General features: G+C 60.9%; 14 protein-coding genes. 1 reads left to right on the top strand and 13 read right to left on the bottom strand.

What is annotated here, in order from left to right:
* Positions 1-227 precede the first annotated feature (227 nt).
* From ATI53_RS10590 to ATI53_RS10535, 11 genes are all read right to left on the bottom strand, one after another.
* On the bottom strand, positions 228-1,688 hold the full coding sequence (locus ATI53_RS10590; protein WP_240778566.1) for an AAA family ATPase: 1,461 nt from the start codon (positions 1,686-1,688) through the stop codon (positions 228-230).
* Positions 1,675-2,271, bottom strand: a complete 597-nt coding sequence (locus ATI53_RS10585) for a bifunctional DNA primase/polymerase (protein ID WP_111550368.1) — start codon at positions 2,269-2,271, stop codon at positions 1,675-1,677. The genes ATI53_RS10590 and ATI53_RS10585 overlap by 14 nt, the downstream gene beginning before the upstream one ends.
* Before the next feature lie 308 nt (positions 2,272-2,579).
* Complete coding sequence (locus ATI53_RS10580) at positions 2,580-3,701, bottom strand: tyrosine-type recombinase/integrase (protein ID WP_111550367.1); 1,122 nt, start codon at positions 3,699-3,701, stop codon at positions 2,580-2,582.
* Between the two features lie 253 nt (positions 3,702-3,954).
* Positions 3,955-4,284 carry a DUF2190 family protein gene (locus tag ATI53_RS10570; protein WP_111550365.1) on the bottom strand — a complete coding sequence of 110 codons (330 nt, stop codon included), beginning with the start codon at positions 4,282-4,284 and terminating at the stop codon, positions 3,955-3,957.
* 1 nt (position 4,285) lies between these two features.
* Positions 4,286-4,507, bottom strand: a complete 222-nt coding sequence (locus ATI53_RS10565) for a phage head-tail joining protein (RefSeq protein WP_111550364.1) — start codon at positions 4,505-4,507, stop codon at positions 4,286-4,288.
* Positions 4,507-6,270, bottom strand: a complete 1,764-nt coding sequence (locus ATI53_RS10560) for a prohead protease/major capsid protein fusion protein (protein ID WP_111550363.1) — start codon at positions 6,268-6,270, stop codon at positions 4,507-4,509. The genes ATI53_RS10565 and ATI53_RS10560 overlap by 1 nt, the downstream gene beginning before the upstream one ends.
* A complete protein-coding gene (locus tag ATI53_RS10555) occupies positions 6,260-7,642 on the bottom strand; it encodes a phage portal protein (RefSeq protein ID WP_111550362.1) in 1,383 nt (460 codons plus the stop codon). Before ATI53_RS10555 ends, ATI53_RS10560 begins: the two co-directional genes overlap by 11 nt.
* Before the next feature lie 4 nt (positions 7,643-7,646).
* The gene (locus ATI53_RS10550) at positions 7,647-8,165 is read right to left on the bottom strand and encodes a hypothetical protein (RefSeq protein ID WP_111550361.1); all 519 of its coding nucleotides are present in this window, start codon (positions 8,163-8,165) and stop codon (positions 7,647-7,649) included.
* 341 nt (positions 8,166-8,506) lie between these two features.
* Positions 8,507-9,502 (bottom strand): DUF4062 domain-containing protein, encoded by a 996-nt coding sequence (locus ATI53_RS10545; protein ID WP_111550360.1) that lies wholly within the window; start codon positions 9,500-9,502, stop codon positions 8,507-8,509.
* A gap of 5 nt (positions 9,503-9,507) precedes the next feature.
* Positions 9,508-11,277 (bottom strand): phage terminase large subunit family protein, encoded by a 1,770-nt coding sequence (locus ATI53_RS10540; RefSeq protein WP_111550359.1) that lies wholly within the window; start codon positions 11,275-11,277, stop codon positions 9,508-9,510.
* Complete coding sequence (locus ATI53_RS10535; protein ID WP_111550358.1) at positions 11,270-11,785, bottom strand: hypothetical protein; 516 nt, start codon at positions 11,783-11,785, stop codon at positions 11,270-11,272. The genes ATI53_RS10540 and ATI53_RS10535 overlap by 8 nt, the downstream gene beginning before the upstream one ends.
* A 41-nt stretch (positions 11,786-11,826) precedes the next feature.
* Between ATI53_RS10535 and ATI53_RS10530 the strand changes: the two genes are divergently transcribed.
* A complete protein-coding gene (locus tag ATI53_RS10530) occupies positions 11,827-12,315 on the top strand; it encodes a hypothetical protein (RefSeq protein ID WP_111550357.1) in 489 nt (162 codons plus the stop codon).
* 274 nt (positions 12,316-12,589) lie between these two features.
* Here ATI53_RS10530 and ATI53_RS10525 read toward each other — a convergent pair whose 3' ends face one another.
* On the bottom strand, positions 12,590-14,881 hold the full coding sequence (locus tag ATI53_RS10525) for a phage/plasmid primase, P4 family (protein ID WP_170134555.1): 2,292 nt from the start codon (positions 14,879-14,881) through the stop codon (positions 12,590-12,592).
* Between the two features lie 841 nt (positions 14,882-15,722).
* Positions 15,723-15,993, bottom strand: a 271-nt coding sequence (locus ATI53_RS10520) for a transposase (protein WP_211315395.1), incomplete at its 5' end; no start/stop codon positions are given.

Genomic DNA, 15,993 nt, shown 5'->3' with positions numbered 1-15,993 from the left:
CCGATCCGCACAGCGCGAAAGCGCAAGTCAGCCCCCCGGTTTCATACCCACTCAGAAACGGGGGCATTGGGACCAGATGCCGCCCGCCATTTGCGGCGTGCACCCACCCGCCAAGGGCGGGTGCAACGCTCGGGGTATAAGGGGTATGTGTCGCACCCCCGTTGACCGGGCGTTGGCGGGGGGTTGCACCGGGGGTTGCACTCAGTATTGCACCGGGGGTTGCACCCTTACTCTTGACCATGATCGGCCCCCTTTCTGGCAATGTGTGACCGGGCTTTTGCGCCGCTGCCGTGGCTGGCAATGACGATCTCGCCACGTCCGAAAAGCGCATCCATCGCGCTCTTGAGCGCCCGCTTTGTGCAGCCCTCAGCCTCGGGGTGGCTGGCGAATTGCGTCGGGGCGTATGTCGGGCCGGGGCTGGCAGAGACGTAGCGACCTTGCGCCGTCAGAGTGTCCAGCAGCTTGAGGAATACCCGCTCACCCCGTGCGCCCGCCGCCAGTGCATCAAGCCCCGTGGGCTGCGCCTCAGCGACGAATACGCCCGCTTCCCACTTGAGGTTGATCTCGCCACCCGTGCGCCCGTAGTTGGCTTTCTTGGTGGACAGCACCCGTGCGTCAGGGTCAGGCTCAAAGCCGTTGTCGCTGATCCGCGACAGGTAGAGCCGCGACCGGACAGAGTTATTCCATGCCGTCGATCCTGACGTTCCCGTGCCGCTATTGAGGCCGGTCAGGGACGGGTGGCCCAGCAACAGGACCGCGCATTTCCGCTTGATCGCCAGACCGCGCAGGATGCCCACGAATTGCCGCACCTTGGCCCGGTCGTTCTCATTGGCCGGATACACGTCCGCCAGGGTGTCAATGACGATCAAGGCCGGGGCTTCCTCAGCCGCCCGCTTGTCCAGTTCCTCGAATAGCGCGGATTGCATCAGGGCGATTTGCGTCTCGACCGCCAGCAACGCATCCTCGCCCGCCAGTGACCGCAGGGTAAGGCCCGACAGATCGTCATAGTCCCGGCCCTCAGCCGTCAGAATGTCATCAAGGCGACGGTGCAATTCGTCGTCGTCATCCTCGGCACTCAGGAAGATCACGCGCCCGGTGTTCGCCGTCTTGCCGATCCATGCCGTTTGCGCCGCGACCGCGACCGCCAGTTGCAGCGCCAAAAGGCTCTTGCCGGTGCCCCCGTCGCCGCTGAAAAGCGTGACGGTCTTTTGGGGCACCAGCCCGTGCACCAGCCATTGCCGGGGCGGGACCGGCTTTCCCTTGAGCGATGCCGCCGAATAGAATTGGCTCTCGCGCGCCGGCGCCGGTTGAATGATCGTCGGGCCGCGCGGGGCTGACTGATAGTCGGGCCGGTCTTGGGGGTGCTCAGGCTCTTGCAGGCCAGCCGTCAGGCCGCTCCTGATTGTGGCGCGCACCGCTTCGGGGCCATCCTCTTGAGCAAGGCCCGACCGTTGCGCCGCTTCCATAAGCGCCGCCTCGACCTCAGCCGCTTGCAGGTATCCCGACGCGACCTTGTGGCCCAGCTTGAGCGCCGCGTTGTTCAGCGTCGTGTTGCGGGTGCCGTTCATCGCGCCCGCCACAATCGCCGCCTCAGCTTCCAGCGCCCGCCTCGCCCATTTTTCGCCGCGCTTGGTATCCTCAAGCGACCGCAGATCGGGGGGATACTCGGGAAGGTTACAGGCACCCATAGCCGCCCCCTTCCCATTGGTATTCATCGCGGGTGATGGAAGGCAGGGACGGGGGCAGGACGACATAGCCGCCGTCCCCCCGAATATCGACGCCCGCCGCCAAGAGGCCCGCAGAGTTCTTGAGCGGGCCGTTGTAGCGCATGAACACATGCAAGCCGCCGCTCGGGGTGATGGATATGACCGGGGACAGGGAATAGGGGTCGATCCCGACCGCCCGCAGATTGGCCAGCCCGTCCACCCCGTTCTTGCGGTCAATGTCCAGCACCACCACGCCAGACGGCTTGCCCGTGGGCATTCCAATCATGGCCAGGGGCCAGCGCGCCCACCATGCCTTGACCGTCTCGGGGTCAGTCGTGGCCCGCCGCTTGGTCAGGTCCGGGTGGCCATCCTCGCCCTTGCCCCACTTGACCAGCGGCTTTTTCTGGCCGTCGATCATAAGGGCCGGGAACACCGGATAGCCCTTGGCCGCGTAGCCCAGGGCCGCGCTCAACAGTTCCTTGCGAAAGAGCGCCGCGCGTTCCTCGGGGGTGCCCAGGTAGGGCCACGGCTCGGAAAGCATCGCTTGGGGGGTCAGAGCGTTCATACCAGCGCCCCCCAATGCATTGCCAAGATCGGGAAAAGTGCGGTATACTCTGGCAACGAACAGACGCCTTCCACAACGTCTTTAGCCCCGGTTGCGATTGCCGTCGCGCCGGGGTTTTCGTTTGTCAGATCGGCCCGCGCCGGTTTGACAATTTCCGCGTAAGTATTTGATCCGCCGTCAGAGGTTTGACGTGCTGTGATCCCATAAGTGCTTGTGTTGCTTTGAATAGCGCCGGATTGAAAATCCTCGTGTCGGTGGTTCGATTCCGCCCCCGGGCACCATCCTTATTTAGAATTGTTTACTATCAGCTACTTAGGTTGCGATTTTGTCCCACCGGGAACAACCGCCGCCAAAAGTGGGACACTTTCGTCCGGGGTTTGTTCTCGGGAAAGACGGCGAAGCGCGCTTTCCGCACGGGTCTTCTGACTGGCCGCCCGCGTGTAGCGGGTGACTTCCTTGCTGGTCCGGTGCCCGGTGATGGACATGATTTCCTGTTCCGTGCATCCCTGCTCGGCCAGACGCGCGGCGGCGGCCTTGCGAAGCCCGTGGACGGAACAGTTCTGAAGCCCGGCTTCGTCGCACCACTTGCGGAAGCGATTGCCAAAGCCGTTGGACGTGAACGGGCGATTGAAGGCGGTCACAAGGAACGTCAGGTCCCCTGTGGGCGTGGCGTCGATAACCCGCTGCAATGCAGGAATGACCGGGATTTCCATCCGCACGGGCTTCCGGTTCCTGCCCTTATGCTGTGTGAAGGTCAGCCACCCGTCGCGGACGTGTTGCTTGCCGAGCACCACAAGATCGGCGCGGCGCTGGCCGGTGTAGAGGGCAAGCGCCAAGGCGAGCCGCGCGGGCGTGCCAATCGGGTGCGCCTCTTCGTATTTTTCAATCTCGGCCAGCGTCCACGAATGGAAGCCGTCCGGGTTGCCTTTCAGGTATTCGACCTTCTCCGCCGGGTTATCGTCGTGGTGGTCATAGCGAAGCGCGTAGCGGTAGAGCTGGCGCACGGCCTTCACCATGCCGTTGGCGGCCTCGGGCCGGTCGGCCATCTCATCGCGGCGGACGCGGATATGGCGTGGCAGCAATTGAGCGAAAGGTTTGTCCCCGTCGCCCTTGTGCTCGCAGAAGCGTTCGAGGATGGACCGGCGGACCTTCTGGGTTCGGGGGTCAAGCTCCTGAAACATGGCGCTCTGGAAGTATTGGACGCAAAGCCACCTGAAACTCTTCGGCACGACACGCCCGGCCTTGTCGGTCTTGACCTCTTTCGAGCCAGCGGCGGCGGCGCGGTAGTCTGCCAAGAACTCAGGCGAACCGGTGGGGCCGCGTAAGCGGACTTTCGGTCCGTTGCGGCGGTAGTAGAGGCGGACGTTGCCATGGCGGTCCACGTCCTCCGCCACGTATTTCAATCTGAATTTCATCGAATCCTCTGACATCTATTCGTCCCACGCATTGTGGCCGGACTCGTCTCCACCGGGCAAGGCGTCAAAAAAACGGTCCAAAGCACGCACGTCCCAGACGCGCCGCCCGTCAATTTTCTTGGCTTTGGGCATCCGCCCGTCGCACACCATTGCATCAAATTTGGACGCACCAACTCCGATGTAGTCCGCCGCTTCCACGCGGGACAGCCCCCGCCGCGTGGGCGGCGGCAACGGTGTCCGGGTATGTGTGGAAGCGGCGGGCATTGGCTCAGAACGTGCCGTTAAGGCGGACGCGGACTGACCCGGAAGGGTTGCCCGCTGCCGAGACGGCCACGCCGATCTTGGTGTTGCCGCTAGCCGTGCTGGTGACGGCAGTATCGGCAGCCTTCCAATAGATCGCATCGCCCACGGCCAAGTCATCGGTGGAGACTTTGGGCATGTCGAAAACGCCGGTCGTGACAATCACGAGCGGATCGCCAATGGCGGTGTCACCGGACGCGATGCCAAAGAGATTGCCGAGTTTGACGCCATCGCCAGAGTTGGCGGCGGCCATGGCGGTCACGGTGATGTTTTCACCGGGTTGCACGAAGTTGCGCATTTCAGGTTCCTTTCGAGGTGCGGAAGTTGAGGGTTGTTGGCGTGCGACGACCGGCCAGCTCGGCAATATGCCGATCCAGAGACGCCAGAGCGGCGGCCATTTGGGCGTCGGACTTGTATTCGACTTCTTCGCCGTTCTGGTCGCGAAAGCGTCGCACGCCACCCGCACGCGCCTTCAAGAGCGCGTCACGGGCCTGCGTCAGCTGATCGAGCGTCAAAGCCATCAGGAAGTCGCCACACGTTGAGCACCACGCCAGTCGAGCCAGCCCGCGCCAAAGTCGAGGAAGCCCCGGAAGGACAGCCCCAGCGTGTTCCAGCTTTCGCGGCGTTGGACTTGGACGCCCTCGGCCCCGCTCATGTAAGCGTAACGAAGGCAGGCCAGCCGTGCCGGGTCAGCAAAGAGATACCACGTGCCCGACGGCAAACGGGGTTCCACCAGCAGCCTCAGCTTGCCCGCAAACGGGTTCACGTCCGCAGTGGTGCCGGGTTGGATCGCGGCAAGGATTTCCTCGGCCTGGGTTTCCAGATCGGCGGGCACCAGAAGGTAGCGTGGCGGGGCGTCGATGATCGTTTTGCCATCGGTGCCGGTGCGCAGGCGCATGGCTTCGCGGTTCTCGGTCAAGGTTGCCTTGGACGGCAGCCCAGCGGTGCCGCCGATGTTGCCTCGGCTTGCGTCGAAGACGGGTATGCCGTCGCGCATGTCAGGGTTGCCAGTCAGCATTGCCACCATGATCGCGGCTTCAGTCTGGGCAGCGGCTTCGCCAAAAGCACGCACGGTGTCTGACAGAAGGTTCAAATCATCATTGATGATAAGATTCCGGGTCAAGTCGATCCGGCGGCCAAAGGTCTTGAGGTTGATGGACTCGCCTTCTTCGGCCCGGCTGGTGGACGTGAACTCGCCATTCTCGGCCATCTCTTCCAGCTCGCCCATTTCGCCAAGGCGAATTGCGGTGCTAGTCTTGAAGTCCCGGAGCGTTTGCTTGCGGCAAAGCGCCTTCAGGGGGCTTTCGGCGGCCCGGTAGGACGCCATTGCGGTCTTGCCGGTCGCGTCCATGACGGTTAGGGCGAAGTCGCTGGTGCCGTGCGCGGCGGCGCGGTGCAGTACTTCGTCCCGGCTCATGCCGCGCGTGCTGGTGCCCATGCGATCCACGGCCTCGCGGGCCATGTCCATCAGGCTCACGTCGGCAAAGGTGCGCGACGCCTCGGGCAGCTCTTCCAGCCCGCCCATACGATAGGCCAGCGCCTCGGCTTGCCGGGTGCGGATGGTGGCCGGGTCTTCGTTCGAGCCATGCAAGCGGACCACGGGGGCCGACCGGCGGGTTTGCTGGGCGTCGAAGACGGCAGCCTTGGCGGCGGTCATGTCGGCCTCGTCGTCAATGAGCTGGTCGGCCAGCTCCGGGCCAAGCCCGGCAGCGCGGACAAGCCCCCGGATGTCGTTCCGGCGTTGCGTTTCCGCCTCTTGCGGCGAAAGGGTTTCGATAGTCTCAGGCATGGGGGACTCCTCTTGGTGCCTCAGTCGTGCGGCGGGGTCCGCCGGGTTAGAGGTCAACGTGACCTCGGTGAGACGCCACCCGGTCGGGCTCTTGACCCGGCCTTGCGGCGTGTTTCGTTCGGTCCATCCAGTGACGCGGTAGCCAATACTGACTCCGCTTACGGTGCCGTCTTCCACGCGCTGCCGGATCGGCGCGGCGTCATCGGCGGACGTAATTTCGATTTCGGCCACCACGTTGTCGCCTTCGATAGTGACGGCATGGACGCGGCCAATCTGGTGGCGGACGGACGCAGTGTTGTGCGAGTCGAGAACGGGCAGTCCGGCAATCGAGAGGTCCAACGTGTCAGCGGTCAGGACTTCGTGAAACGCGCCCCGGGCGTCGCGCCGTGTGACAGGCGACGGGGTGGCGATCACTGCCAAAACGCGGCGCGTCTCAGGGTTGTAACTGTTTGGGCGGGTCGTGGCGGCCCGTGTCATTGCGTTATCAAGGGGCATTGGTGGTTTCCTTTGCGCTGAAGGTCAGGCCAAGCTCCGCTTCGCGGGCGCGGTCGGCGGCAATCTCGCGGTCCAGCTCGGCCACGTTCCAGCCGAGTTGCGCGACGGCTTGGCGGCGGCTGGTCAGCCCCATGTCGAGGGCAGCACGTGCTGCTTCCATGTCCTTTTGCGGGTCCACCTGCATCGGGCGCGGCGGCAGCCATTCGGCCTTTTGGGCGGCAGTAAGGTCAGTCACATCCAGACGTCCAGCAACGTATTCGTCGGTGACGAAACGCCGGAAGACGGGATTCAAAAATTGCGGGACCAGCGTGTGATAAACGTATTGCTCAACCTTGGCTCGGAACGGCAAGAGTCCCGCCCGCAGGCTGGAATAGTTGGCTTGGCTCAGATCGCCGTCCACGAGGTGCTGGGGCACGCCCAGCCCGGCGGCAATCTGGCCGAGCGTCAGCTTTGCGAAGGCGATGGACTCTTTGGCTTGCTCAGGCGCCGCAAACTTGATGTCAGTGCCACCCGGCAAGACACGCACCACGCCGGGTTCAAGGGAGATGTCGCCACCATCGGCTTCGGGGAAGGCTTCACCAGCGCCGCCCATGTTCGTGGTGTCAGTGACGAAGCCCGCAAACATGGAAGAGATTTTGAGCCCCACCAGCATAGCGTCTAGGGCTTGGTCCAGTTCATTGACGGTCAACAGGATCGGGGCGAGCTGGGAAATGCCGCGCACTTGGCCCGAGCCGAGCTGGCGGAAAATGTGGATCACGTCTTCAGCCGGAACGCGGATAGACTCTTGCGCAGTCGGGAAAAGATCGGTCGGGCGTTGCGGGCGGAAGTGATAGGCGCGGCGCGTGCCATTGGCGGCAAATTCCACGCCCGCCACCACATAGCCCCCGTCGCCCAAGTCGCGGGTGTCGGACTCGTCCAGCGCCTCGGCAGGGTATTGACGCCAAACGGTGCGCCCGTCCCGGTTCTCGGCCACGAAGAGGGCTTCCCCGTCCACGATCTCGGCCAGCACGGCGGCGGCGGTCATGCCCCGGAAGTCGGTGCGGCCCTCGGCGTCCAGATCGGCGTCGGAAAACGCCTTGTCGATCAGCGCGGCCACATCCTTGTCGGGATAGGCCGAATTGGCTTCGATGCCCGCCCCCACGGCTTCGGCTACAATCGCGTCCACGGCGTTGCGGATATAGCCGTTGTTTGCATAGGCGTGCCGAGCCCGGGCGCGCACCGGAATGGCCGCGGCCAGAGTCTCGGTGCCGTGCGAGCCGAAGTGCCGCCCAAAGCCCGCGCCACGTCGGCCACCGGCAGCCGCGTCAAAGGATCGGACGGCCACCGGGGCCGCGTCGCGCTTGAAGGGAATGAGGCGGGACAGCAGGGACATGAGATCAGCCCACCAGCGGCTTCAGAACGTGGTGGAGCGGAAGAACGATCCATGCGCGGCGGGGCATGATCGCTGAGTCGTTCGGCGTCGGGTCATTAGTGATCCAACCAGAGACTTCGCGGTCTTCTTCGCCTTCTTCGGGCCACATGGAAAATTCGAGATGCAGGAACATGGGTTCGCCGTTACGGATGCGAGCCACGGCCAGTTCCATGCCGTCAGGCTCCACCACGTCGGCCTTCCGGGCGCGAGGGTCCACGGTTTCCATGATCGTTGCGACGGCTTTGAGCGTGTCCATTTCCTGCTTCACGCTGGCAAGGGCGTGAAGGACAAGTGCACGGCAAAGGCCGATTTCGTCGAAGAGTGCCGGGGCGGTCGCGCCAGAGCCGCCGCGCAAGGACGGCTTCAGCGCCGCTTCCCGGATTTGCGCCCGAAGCTGGCGGGCGTGAAATGCTTCAGAGTTGCCAGTGATCGGTGCGAGGCGTTGCGCAAGATCGCCAACAGAGAGATACGAAGGGTTGGTCATAGTGCCTCCAGAGAGTTTCCGAGGCTGATTCCTACATTAAAAAATTAGCTTGTCAATTAAATGTAGAGCAAGTATGGATTGAGGCGTGGGTTGGTAGCCTACAATCGAGAGCCAGTGGCCGAGCCGGATTTCTTTTATCTGCTCGGCCACACCAGTCGAAGGGAAAATTTTATGACGCTCCGTAAGAAACTAGAATATCTGGCTTACAAAAACGATCCACCTATAATAGCGGCTGAGTTCGCCTTGCGGCGTTTGAATGAGCTAGGTTGGGATGACTACCCAGAGTTAGGCTTCGATCCCGAATTAATGAAAAGGTTATCTTTTCTCGAAAAAGTCCCTAATTAGCTATCCCGAACAACTCGCATTTCAAGGAATAATCGGCGGCCTTTGTCAGTAAGAGACAGAAATTCTTGAACGCCACCTTGCGTTGCTTTAGATTGTCGTGCTTCTATAAGGCCAAGTGCCAACAGTTGCGCTTTAATGGTCACTCTATCAGCATCGTACATTGAGGTAACTTCTGCCAACCCCCAGTCCTCAGCTAAAGCCTGTACTCCTTTCACGATGACGACATCAACCATTGGTCGCGTCAGGCAACCCGCAATAGAAACAAAAAGATCTGCCCAAGTCGCTCCAAAAGGTTCGTCGTAATAATGGGGGGAGCCGTTACTTCTCCTTGCTTTTCGCCTGCATCTCACCGAAAATGTTGAGCTAAGATTAGCCAAACCTTCTATTGCGGGCTCAGATTTATTTTTAAGCTCAGCTAGCTTTCCTTTTAGCTCGGCGTTTTCTTGCAAAGCCTTGTTCGCTTGAGCAAGAGTTTCGTCGCTAGCGGCAGTGTCTCCACGAATCCAACCCTGCTGAGGCAGATCATTAAATGCGTGAATGAGGGCTTTTAAAACCAAAGGCTCCAAATCTTGCCGAGTATTCCACATCCTCACCAAACGACCATCCATAACTTTTTCTCGAAAGCTATTGAGAGCATCAATTGCTTCTTGTGTTGTCTCGCTTTTACCAAGAGGAATTGTCGCTGGATTATTGTGAACGAATGCAATCACGACTTTCCCCGTTTCGACAGCATAATCATACTCGCGCTCGGTGAAGCTAACGCCACCCTCATCTACAGAGCCATATCGACCCCCGATAACCAACAGATAGTAGTCACATTCGTCAATTACACGCTTAATGTATTCTAATTGCTCCACATCTGCTGCCGGGAAAAGCTCCATACCGGCCGGTATGTGTTTCAAATCAAGAATATTTCTAATAGCGTCTTGTCGCTCATCCGCTAGGTCTCGAAATGTCGATGATACAAAAATTTGATATTTCTTATTTGTCATTACGGCTATCCCTCAAGCCATTTACTTTTTGCAACGATAACGCGGCGTTTCGGCATTGTCACCGTTTCAATCTCTTTGGCGCGTCGGTCCACGTTGGCGTTCACCAGATTCCGCACGGCCATTGCGTAGATCACGCAATCGAGTGACTCCGCTCGGCGGCCCGGGGTGCGTTCCCACTGCCGGATCGGTGCACCCATACGATACCGCACCACAAGCCGTTCAGACGCCAGCTCTTCATAGAAACGCCCTTCCAGCGTGTCAGAGAAGCGGACAGAGCGGCCTCGGGTCAGCCGGTTGATCAGCTGGCCTTTGAGCCCATCCACGCCCACGATGAAGAGCCGTGCACCCCTTGTGTCGCTGGCCTTGATCGCCTGTCGGTCGCCAGACGCGCCCTTCACCGCATAGACACGGTGGCCCATGCGCGGGCGGCAAAAGCCAATGACTCGGTCCATCGTCACGCCATCGCCCGCGTCGATGCCCGTGGCGTCCACGCGCAGGAAGCCGCCCTTGGGGTGCTTCCAAATGGTGTGCAAAGCGTCGTCCAGTTCAGCCCACACATCATCGCCCATTGGGTCGCCATAGATCACATCTTGGCCTAGAATGAAGACTTCATCTCGACTCCAACCCACGAAGACCATTTCCAGTCGGTCGCGCTGCACGTCCACGCCACAGGTGACAAAGAGCACGTCCCCCGGTATCGCATCGGGCAACGCGAAAGGCTCGGCCCGGGCGGCCAGTGCCGCTTCGTCAATCTCTTCGGCAGCCTCTCGCCAACCTTGGCCCATGAGGGTGTTTGTCCAGACTTGCAGTTTGTCGGGGTGCGCCTTCGCCTCCAGAAACTCTTGCGCAATCTTGCCCCAACTCGCGTTTGCCAGTGTGGAGACAAGCGCGTTGAGCCGGAAACCGGCGTGACCTTCCACCTCGGGCCGCGTGATCCGCCAGCGCCCAGCGGTCACCATAGCAGGCTTTTGCCGCTCTTCCGTCACGGCTCCGCAGTTCGGGCAGACATAGGCGGCCTTCAGGGGCTCACCTTCGGGCCATTGTATGTCCGCCCACGTGATTTCGTGGAAGTCGCCACAGTGTGGGCACGGGCACTCATAGACGCGGGAGTCGCTGTTGGCGTAGCTCCGCAGCACGTTGGACGTGGCCTCAAGCGTGGGCGTGCTGCCGAGCACGATCTTGCGGTTGGGGAAACTTAGGGTGCGGCGTTCGGCCAGCGTGAGGGGCGAGCCCTCGGCTCCCGGCTCCATTGCGTCGGCTTCGTCGATCAGCAGGACGCGGACGTTGTGGCGGCGCAGGTTGCGGGGGCTCTTGGCGGCCACCACCTTGAGGCTGCCACCGGGGAAGCGGCGGGACAGCAGCGTGTTGCGCCCGGCTTCGTCGGTCTCGGCAGACATGAGCCCCTTCAGCTCGGGCGTGGCCGAGAAGATCGGTTCCAGATCGCTTACCACGTAGTCGCGGGCGTCCGCCTCGGTTGGCTGCAAGACCATGATCGGCGCGGGCTCGTTTGCGATGTAGGCGGCCACGGTGCCCGAAAGCAGCGTGGTCAGCCCGACGCGCACCGGCTTCACCACGGTCACGCGCTCAATCAGCGGGTCGGAAATGGCTTCTGCGATGCCGCGCTGATACGGCCATAGCGTGACACGCCCCGGGGTCGCAGAGACGCCCTCCGGCAGCCGCATGGTGGTTTCGATCCAATCCGGCAGGCTCAGACGCGGCGGCGGCTTGAGGGCGGCCATAGCGTTGCGGCGGGTCAGTGTCAGAGTGTCACTCATGTTCGGCAAGCTCCAATAGTACGTCGCGGACTTCTTCATCCAGCGCCGCAAGGTCATGGGGTGTAAGGTGGCCGAGCTTGGAAGCGGCCCGGCTTGGCAAAGCAAGGAAGGCGGCACGCACGTCACGCAGGACGCCAGCCCACGCCCTTTCGACTTCGCCTGCCGTGATCAATTCGCCACGGGCGCGGGCGTTGGCAAAGGCGATTTTGTCGGCTTGCTCTTTTGCCAACCGGAGCTTTTCGGCAGCCAGTTCGGTATCGGCACGGCGGCCAGTGGCTCCGGCGCGGGCGTGATCGCAATAGGCGCGGATCGCGGTTCGGAGCGGGAACCTCTTGTCAGCGTCCCGGGGAATCACGCCTTCCCGTGCGAGGGCCGACACTCGGTTCGGGGTTAGCCCCAGCCACTCGGCCAACTTTCCAGCGGTAACTGTTTCCGGATCAGGTGCGAAAACCAACGCATCAATCTCGGCCAGCTCGGTTGCGGTAAGCGCGGTTGCTTCTGCGTTCATTACTTGCTCCTATTGACGTTGGTAGAAATGGAGGGGTTTTGATGGCACGAAGAAAACTGAAAGAGAAATCTCGGAAGAAACCATATGCGGAAGCGGCAGATGACGAGAAGGTCGCGAGGAACTGGAAGAAGACCATAGGTCTCTATCAACGTGGCGAATACTCTTCGGCAACACTGCGCGCAGCAATCTGCATGGAGTTGATGACAAACTTTGCGATCCGGGACGAGTTGGTGACAACCAAAGGTTTGCCACTTGATTTCGTCAACACTCTCCTGAAGGACGCGAACGGTATTCACAGGAAGTTCACAGGGATACTTCTTCCGATAATGGAAGAATATGAGGAACACGTGCACCTCAAGCAGCTTTGGAACGGGCCGATCAAACAGCTGAATGAGCGCCGGAACCGCATTGCTCATGGCGGGGAGTTTGATAGCGAACAACCCGTCAAGAAAATTCTGGATGATGCTCGCAAGGCAATAGTTGAAATAATGGACATCTTCGGCAGTGAGCAAAAGTTCCCGGAGCCTTAGAACCCGGGTTTCCCGTCTAAAGCTTTCTGTACAGCGGAAAATGCCGGGACTCTGCGTTACCCCCGACGCGACTACACGGGAGGGACCCGCTACGGTAACGCCTGTAATCTCGGCAAAACTCTGCTTTCCGGCTACCGTTACGGGCGAGGTTCGGCAGGGTTGCGACAAGTGCGACATGTGCGCCGGTAATACCCCTATAGGACTCAAGAAGGTTGCTTTAGGCGATAAACCGGAGGACATGTCGCACTTGTCGCAAGTGAGTGATTTCAATAACTTAGATAAGGTCATCGCAGTCACCCTCGTCGTCTTCACGCAGCTTAATGCCAGCAAATCCACGCCCACGAATACCGCCCCTGTCTTTGACGGCCTTGAAACCCGCTTTCTTGAGCTTCTCGGGAAATGTCCTCTGCAAAGAGCCCGGTTCTTCCCTATTGCGATAGGCATAGTCGCTCCACGAACGGTAAAGCTTTGCCGTAGTCTCCACATAGCCAAGGCCAGTCACGTCCATCTCCGGGCCACCCAGCTCACACTCGTCTTCCAGCCAGCAGGAAAACGTGTCTTCCCGTGCGAAGTAGTCCCGCGTGGCCGCCTCCACGACGGCCGCGCGCACCAGCCCATTTTCCTGCCAGTCCAGCGCCCCCCGGATTGCCCACGACAGAATCCCCGGCCACTCGGCCTTCAGCTTCTCGGGCAGGTGTTCGTCCTTCGCGGCGGGTGGGTGGTCAAAGGGCAGGATCATGAAGCGGCGACGGATCGCGGAGTCCACGTCGCTCAGGCCGGGCGCATTGTTACCCACGATGGTCAGCTTGAAGGCCGGGCGGAACTCGAAGCTATCCTGACGCATGAAGCGGGCTGTGATCGGGTCGCCACCCGTTAGCGCCTTTATACGGTTCTCAGCCCATTTCGAGCCTGCTTCCGTTTCGCTTGCAACCGCCATACGCGGCCCGTGGAGACGCGCCAGTTCTTCCGGGTGCGCCTCATGCCGCTGCGCCGTGAGCGTGGACGTGGCGACGTTGGCGGCATACTCGGCCATCAAATCATACAGCACCGAAACTGCCGTGGTCTTCCCAGAGCCGCCGGGGCCGTAGATGAAAAGCAGCACTTGTTCGCGGGTCTCGCCCGTGAGGTTGTATCCAGCCCATTGCTGGAAGAAACGGATCGCCGCCGTGTCGCCGCCAAGGGCTTGGTCAAGGAACGCCACCCAACGCGGGCAATCCAGCTCAGGATCGAAGGAATCGAGCGGAACGGGCGTGACCGCCGTTGCCTTTGATACATAGTCTTCAGGCTGCCCGGGACGGAGCTGGCCTGTCCGCAGGTCCACCACGCCGCCGGGCGTGCCGAGCAGCATGGCGTCACTGTCCCAGCCCGAAGCCGAGAAAGCGAACTCGCGCACGGTGCGCGCGCCGCGTTCAATGGCTTCCCATACGTTCACGTTCTTCAGCGCCTTGGCCTTCGGGTCGCGGGCCGCCAGATCGGTGGAGACGGCTCGGGCGTAGTGTTTGGCGAGCTGGGTTTCCTCGCGCTGCCAGCGGTGCCCCATGAAGCGGAACCACCGCCCGGCGTTGTGATCGAAGAGCAATTCCCCAACGTGCCTATCGGTGAAGGCGTGGATGACACCATCTTGGTCAAGATCGAAGCCCGCCAGCTCATCCACAAATTCAGGCTCTTCGCCGTCGGGGTGCTGGTTAATCCAGATTTCATCGAAGTCGGCCATCAGATCGTCGTCTATCGCGTGCGCGGCTTTCGACACTTCCCGCCCATAGACATGCGTGAGAATGTCCGGGATCGTCTTCACACGCTCATACCAGCGCGAGTCCCGTTCGGCCTCGGGCACCTCATTGAAAGCGGCGCGCAGCTTTTCGCCAACGCGCAACAACGGCTCGCTTTGTGCGGCCCAATGCCCCGCCAGCCGAATGGCGGCGACGTGGAAGTTTTCAGAAGTGCGGATCGCTTCAAGCGCGGCGGCTTCGTCCAGCCGTTCGCCCGGTCCGCCGGTCCCGCCGATAGTCCCGGGCTTGCCCATCGCCCCGGCGTCCAGATCGTCGGATTCGTCAAGATAGCGGCCATCGGCAAGGAAGGTCTGGACCGGCGGTCTACCTTCCACCCCGCCTGCATAGTAGGATTGAGACAGCACGAAGGATTCGCCCGCCAGCGCCCCCTTCAGCACGCCGTTGACGCGCGCCAGAAGGCGATAGCGGTCTTTGGACGGCATGGACTTGTTGAAGGGGCAGATGACGCGCCAGCGCGGCTTCTCGGGCGTATGCGACGGCGTGGTGTAGACAAGCGCTGCAAGACCCGCCGCTTCCAGCAGAGCATGCGCCTCTTCAGGCTGCATTGTTCCAGCGTCGTGGTCGCCTTCCACGCCGGTCACGTGCTCCACATTGTCATTTGTGCGGTAGCAGCCCTTCGCACTCTTCATGTTTCCGAAGGTCGCCGCCTTGATCCACGGCAGCTTGCCTTTGCTCTTGGCGGTCTTGGCTTCGATTTGAACGGCCAGCTTGCGGAGCGAACCACGCACCTCTTTCTTCTCGAAAGCCCATTGATTGGTAAAGTTGGTGAAGGTCATAGGCCGGTCAAGCGGGCCTTGGTCTTTGGTGGCTTTGGCGCTATAATTTCTGGGCATCGTATCTTCCTCTTTCGGTGCCGCGACACGGGGACTTAGCCGGTCCCGCTAGTCGGTTTTCATGGCCCCCACTGGTCGCAACCGGTGGGGGTTTTTGATTCCGAAGGATTGGATTCCGTTGGCCGTAAAGCGCCGAATTGGTGGGACAAAAACCCTGAAAAACCTAATGAAACTATGGGAAGATTGAGTGTCCCACTTTCGCGTAAGTCATTGATTCAGGGTATTTTCTGCACTCCGCCCCCGGGCACCACATTTACCGAAATAAAACAATGGCTTGTGCGTTATTGAGCGATCCGTTGCGTCTGCGCGTTTTGCTGTGGGTATCATTTGGGTAGCGTTTGGCTGGTTGGTACTCTGCACGCCAGTGAAACGTGCAAACTACCTCAATAGAACCACTTTTAATACGTTGGGCCAGTTATGCCCCTACTGTGCCGTGGTGACGAAAACCGGCTCAGGAGCTTCCTGTCCAACAAGCCTCTTCTCTCTCTCCTTGTTTCGGTCCTTGATTGCCGACTTTCTCGCTCTTCGAAACACAGGTGCGTATTGTCCCCAGAGACTGGTCTTTGGTGCTACGGGGCTCACGCGCGCATCCATTGAAGTCTTTGCGATTATCAAGCATCGCCAGAACTCCTCGGGCGTCGGGGCGTTCCACATGCTCTCAACCCAGTGCCGCGCCCACATGGCATTCTCGTGTTCAGAAAACGCATGCCTGGCGGCTGGTCGTGTCGCAAATGCTGTGGAAATTCCCTGTCGGCGTGCTCCGGGCATTTGAAGGCTCGTTTTTTCAGGCGGCGAGGTCAAGAGGCATCGGTTCGATGGGCTGAGAGAGGGTTTCCCAGCCATCGACCTTTCGCATCTGGATCTGGCCTGAGGCGAGCAGCGCCCAGAGCAGCATCGGCACGGTTTCGGCGCAGGGCAGCACGGTTTGGGTCTTGATGCGACGGCGGAACTCCCCGTTCAGGCGTTCGATGGCGTTGGTGGTCCGGGCCGATTTCCATTGCGACGGGTCAAGCCGAGTGAAGGTGAAGAGGCGCGCCCCGGCTTCTTCAAGGCTG

Origin of the sequence: Salipiger aestuarii (assembly GCF_003259905.1) — a bacterium.
Taxonomy (GTDB): Bacteria; Pseudomonadota; Alphaproteobacteria; order Rhodobacterales; family Rhodobacteraceae; genus Salipiger; species Salipiger aestuarii.
The sequence above is the reverse complement of the archived record's forward strand: the minus strand, read 5'-3'. Positions and strand labels throughout refer to the sequence as shown.

Bases quoted from the DNA above. Each gene is read 5' to 3' on its own strand.
- ATI53_RS10585 (WP_111550368.1), bottom strand. From the start codon at position 2,271: ATGAACGCTCTGACCCCCCAAGCGATGCTTTCCGAGCCGTGGCCCTAC.
- ATI53_RS10580 (WP_111550367.1), bottom strand. From the start codon at position 3,701: ATGTCAGAGGATTCGATGAAATTCAGATTGAAATACGTGGCGGAGGAC.
- ATI53_RS10565 (WP_111550364.1), bottom strand. From the start codon at position 4,507: ATGGCTTTGACGCTCGATCAGCTGACGCAGGCCCGTGACGCGCTCTTG.
- ATI53_RS10555 (WP_111550362.1), bottom strand. From the start codon at position 7,642: ATGTCCCTGCTGTCCCGCCTCATTCCCTTCAAGCGCGACGCGGCCCCG.
- ATI53_RS10570 (WP_111550365.1), bottom strand. From the start codon at position 4,284: ATGCGCAACTTCGTGCAACCCGGTGAAAACATCACCGTGACCGCCATG.
- ATI53_RS10525 (WP_170134555.1), bottom strand. From the start codon at position 14,881: ATGACCTTCACCAACTTTACCAATCAATGGGCTTTCGAGAAGAAAGAG.
- ATI53_RS10590 (WP_240778566.1), bottom strand. From the start codon at position 1,688: ATGGGTGCCTGTAACCTTCCCGAGTATCCCCCCGATCTGCGGTCGCTT.
- ATI53_RS10530 (WP_111550357.1), top strand. From the start codon at position 11,827: ATGGCACGAAGAAAACTGAAAGAGAAATCTCGGAAGAAACCATATGCG.
- ATI53_RS10560 (WP_111550363.1), bottom strand. From the start codon at position 6,270: ATGCCCCTTGATAACGCAATGACACGGGCCGCCACGACCCGCCCAAAC.
- ATI53_RS10540 (WP_111550359.1), bottom strand. From the start codon at position 11,277: ATGAGTGACACTCTGACACTGACCCGCCGCAACGCTATGGCCGCCCTC.
- ATI53_RS10550 (WP_111550361.1), bottom strand. From the start codon at position 8,165: ATGACCAACCCTTCGTATCTCTCTGTTGGCGATCTTGCGCAACGCCTC.
- ATI53_RS10545 (WP_111550360.1), bottom strand. From the start codon at position 9,502: ATGACAAATAAGAAATATCAAATTTTTGTATCATCGACATTTCGAGAC.
- ATI53_RS10535 (WP_111550358.1), bottom strand. From the start codon at position 11,785: ATGAACGCAGAAGCAACCGCGCTTACCGCAACCGAGCTGGCCGAGATT.